The following is a 3,273-nucleotide window of genomic DNA, read 5'->3' as shown; positions in this document are numbered from 1 at the left end:
ATAATAAGACGAAGGGGAGCATTAACCTTAAAAGACTTAAAGCTGGATGGGATGAGAACTTTTTGGAGACACTTTTACAAGAGAATAATTTTTAATGCGTCTGCCCTGAGCTGACGAAGGATATCGTTTCACATTAACTCCAAACATAGTTACCCAAAAAAAATTTGATATATTCAACGGTAAAATTGCACTTACTGCTATCGGAGAAATAAACGATATCATTTATATGACACCTTACAATATTATGGATAAACCTTATACATTCAGTTCGATAAAAAAAGTGGAAAAGCTTATTATCAGAAAATAACATACCCAGAAAATCATTTTGAATTGAAAGAAGGTAGTATCTTCACTCCTTCTTTTATCTCTACCGATAGTAAGTATCTAATCGATTTTGAATCTACAAACAATGAAAACAATCCTATAGTCGTACTGGTCGAACGTTAATAATGAACTATAAATTGAATGATCATGAAACTTATATTCCTTTCTTTGTTTTCTGTATCCTTATCTCTTGTTCTACGCCTCATCAAAAGAAAATCAGCTTGGAACAGGCGCTTTCCTTTGCTGGAGAGAACAGAATAGAATTGGAAAAAGTTTTCGAACATTACAAAAATGATTCGCTGAAATTGAAAGCAGCAGAATATCTAATCACAAATATGCCCCTGCATTTTTCCAGAGTCGAATACTACTTGTCGCCGGAAGGTAAACAATATATACCGGATATTGTTTGCTTTCCGGATAAGGACGCTGTAAAAAAGCATTGCGACTCGCTACGGAACAGAGGATACACAATCCAGGGAAATAACATTTATGACAGTAAAACACTCAAAAGCGATTTTTTGATCCGGAATATCGATCTGGCTTTCCTGGTTCGGGAAAAGTCTTGGGCAAAAGATATTCCTTTCGAGGATTTTTGTCGGTATATTCTCCCTTACAGGACTCAAGTAGAACCCGTTTCCAACATGCGTCGGGAATTCATGGAAAAATATTTACCTCTGATTGATTCGGGAAAAGTTAACAATGCCATTGATGCCTGCAAAATAATCAATTCACAATTAATGAAAGAGTTGGTTTATAAAGATACTGGTTCTCCCCTCTATCCTACCGTCGAAAGCACATATCACTCCGGCAGAGGTAGTTGTGAAGATTTGTGTAACTTGGCTACATTATTAATGCGTGCTGTAGGCATTCCTGTTGCCGTACAACTTACCACCTGGACCAAAATGGATTTAGCACACAGTTGGGGTGTTGTATTGCATGATGGAAAGTTTTATAATTTCAGCCCAGTCTACGGTCAACCTGACACATATAGAGAAAAACTGAAACTACCAGCTATCTGAAACCCGCCAAGGTATATCGGTTGTTATTTGATCCCGAATTTAAGGAAACCGATATTAAAGACGACGGTTATATCACAAATCTGAAAAGTCCACTATTAAGAGATGTGACAAAGGAAGAAGGATATCAGGTTCTGGATATTTGTATCGAGACAGACAAACCTGTATCTTCTTCCATAAAACAGATTTACCTCTGTACATACAATGATTATGATTGGAAACCACTTGCCATAGGTAGCCGAAAAGGTTCTACATGCAGATTTAAAGATATTGTAGGTAATAATGTTTTTATTATTGCCGAAGCCTCAAACACACAGTCTTTACAGTATATTACCGCTCCTTTCATCTTAAAAAAAGATGGCGACATTCATAAATTAATTCCTCAAAAAGAATTAAGTCAATCCTTCACGTTCAACAAACGTAAAGATAAATTAAATCAAAAACATACGTTACATTACTGGGACGCAGACAAAAATGGGTTTATCTCTTTAGAAGAGATGAGTTCGACAGATACAACACAGACGTACAATCAAATACCGAAAAATGCTCTATTATGGTTTACTGTTCCGGAAAGAATACTGAATCAAAGGGTATTTTATATTGAAAACGACAGTATAAAATATTAGTCACCATATGAAAAAGCAACCCCATAAACTGATCAATAAAGTCATTGACATTGTCTTCTGGCTATGTATGACAGTGACTCTATGGTTTGTTTTACAGGTATTTATCTTTGCCTCTTTCAAAATCCCCAGCGATTCGATGGAACCGGGATTAATTACAGGAGACAATATACTTGTCTGGAAACCAACCATTGGACCTCGCATATTCAACCTGTTTGCCTCCATGAGAAACGAACAAACAGAGATTTATCGCATTCCCGGTTTCAAAAAGATAAAACGCAATGATATTCTGGTTTTCAATTTTCCGCATCCAAACAGTTGGGATAAAATTGAAATGCATATACTCAAATATTATATCAAACGGTGTGTCGGAATACCGGGAGATACCTTATCCATCCGAAACGGATTCTTTCATGTGGAAAGCGTACAAACGCCTCTCGGCAACATGGAGTCACAAAAAGGAATAGCTGCGACTGAGAAATTTCAAGACGGTATATTCCAGAGTTTCCCATTCGACAGCATCATCGGTTGGAACATCAAAGATTTCGGACCGCTCTATATACCGGCAAAAGACGATTCCATTACTTTAGATCGTACAAACTTCCGGTTATATAAAAAGCTGATCGAATGGGAACAACAGGGTAGTCTTCAATACAAGGATTCTACGACTTTTCTTAATGGAAAGCCGATCTACGGATATCGTTTCCAAGAAAACTATTATTTCATGGCAGGCGACAAAGGCATGAACTCACAGGATTCACGCTATTGGGGATTACTACCTGAAGAATATATCGTCGGGAAAGCATGGATTATATGGAAATCGGTAGACCCATATACGGATAAATTCAGATGGGACAGATTTTTGAAAATTATTCACTAATAGAATTGATTATAAAGCAATTCCACCATATATGTATCAAAATTACAGTAATATGAAATTAAATCTGTTTGCCACAATTGTACTTGGGCTGTATCTGTTTCTTTTATCGGGATGCAGCAACACCAACAATAGACAATTGGAATTAGCCTTACAAACCGCAGGAAATAACCGGCAGCAACTTGAAAAAGTTATACAACATTATAAAGGAGATAAACAAAAAGAAGATGCTGCAAGGTTTCTGATACGGAATATGTTGGGAAAATACTATCAGGAAGGAGATCGAATTGATAAATTCCACCAGTTTATCGACTCTGCATACCAGATAAAACAAGAAGAATACGACCAGCAGACTATAAATGACACTTATAGGACAAACAACAAACACCAACAAGACGACGCTAAGCAACAAGCTGACTTGCAACAACTAAAT

3 protein-coding genes and 1 pseudogene are annotated in these 3,273 nt (G+C 36.7%); all 4 read left to right on the top strand.

Features of this window, described 5'->3' with window-relative positions:
• Positions 1-461: 461 nt before the first annotated feature.
• Positions 462-1,343 carry a transglutaminase-like domain-containing protein gene (locus DXA15_RS27435; RefSeq protein ID WP_233567627.1) on the top strand — a complete coding sequence of 294 codons (882 nt, stop codon included), beginning with the start codon at positions 462-464 and terminating at the stop codon, positions 1,341-1,343.
• 104 nt (positions 1,344-1,447) lie between these two features.
• A complete protein-coding gene (locus tag DXA15_RS27430; RefSeq protein WP_233567626.1) occupies positions 1,448-1,966 on the top strand; it encodes a hypothetical protein in 519 nt (172 codons plus the stop codon).
• Positions 1,967-1,973: 7 nt separating this feature from the next.
• Positions 1,974-2,843 carry a signal peptidase I gene (lepB, locus tag DXA15_RS24695; protein ID WP_128135806.1) on the top strand — a complete coding sequence of 290 codons (870 nt, stop codon included), beginning with the start codon at positions 1,974-1,976 and terminating at the stop codon, positions 2,841-2,843.
• Between the two features lie 52 nt (positions 2,844-2,895).
• Positions 2,896-3,273, top strand: a pseudogene (locus tag DXA15_RS24690) (transglutaminase domain-containing protein); the annotation flags it as partial.

Source organism: Parabacteroides sp. AM58-2XD, assembly GCF_003463685.1.
GTDB lineage: Bacteria > Bacteroidota > Bacteroidia > Bacteroidales > Tannerellaceae > Parabacteroides > Parabacteroides segnis.
The sequence above is the reverse complement of the archived record's forward strand: the minus strand, read 5'-3'. Positions and strand labels throughout refer to the sequence as shown.

What these genes read in the sequence shown, in the direction of transcription:
- lepB (WP_128135806.1), top strand. Translation starts at nt 1,974, where the DNA reads ATGAAAAAGCAACCCCATAAACTGATCAATAAAGTCATTGACATTGTC.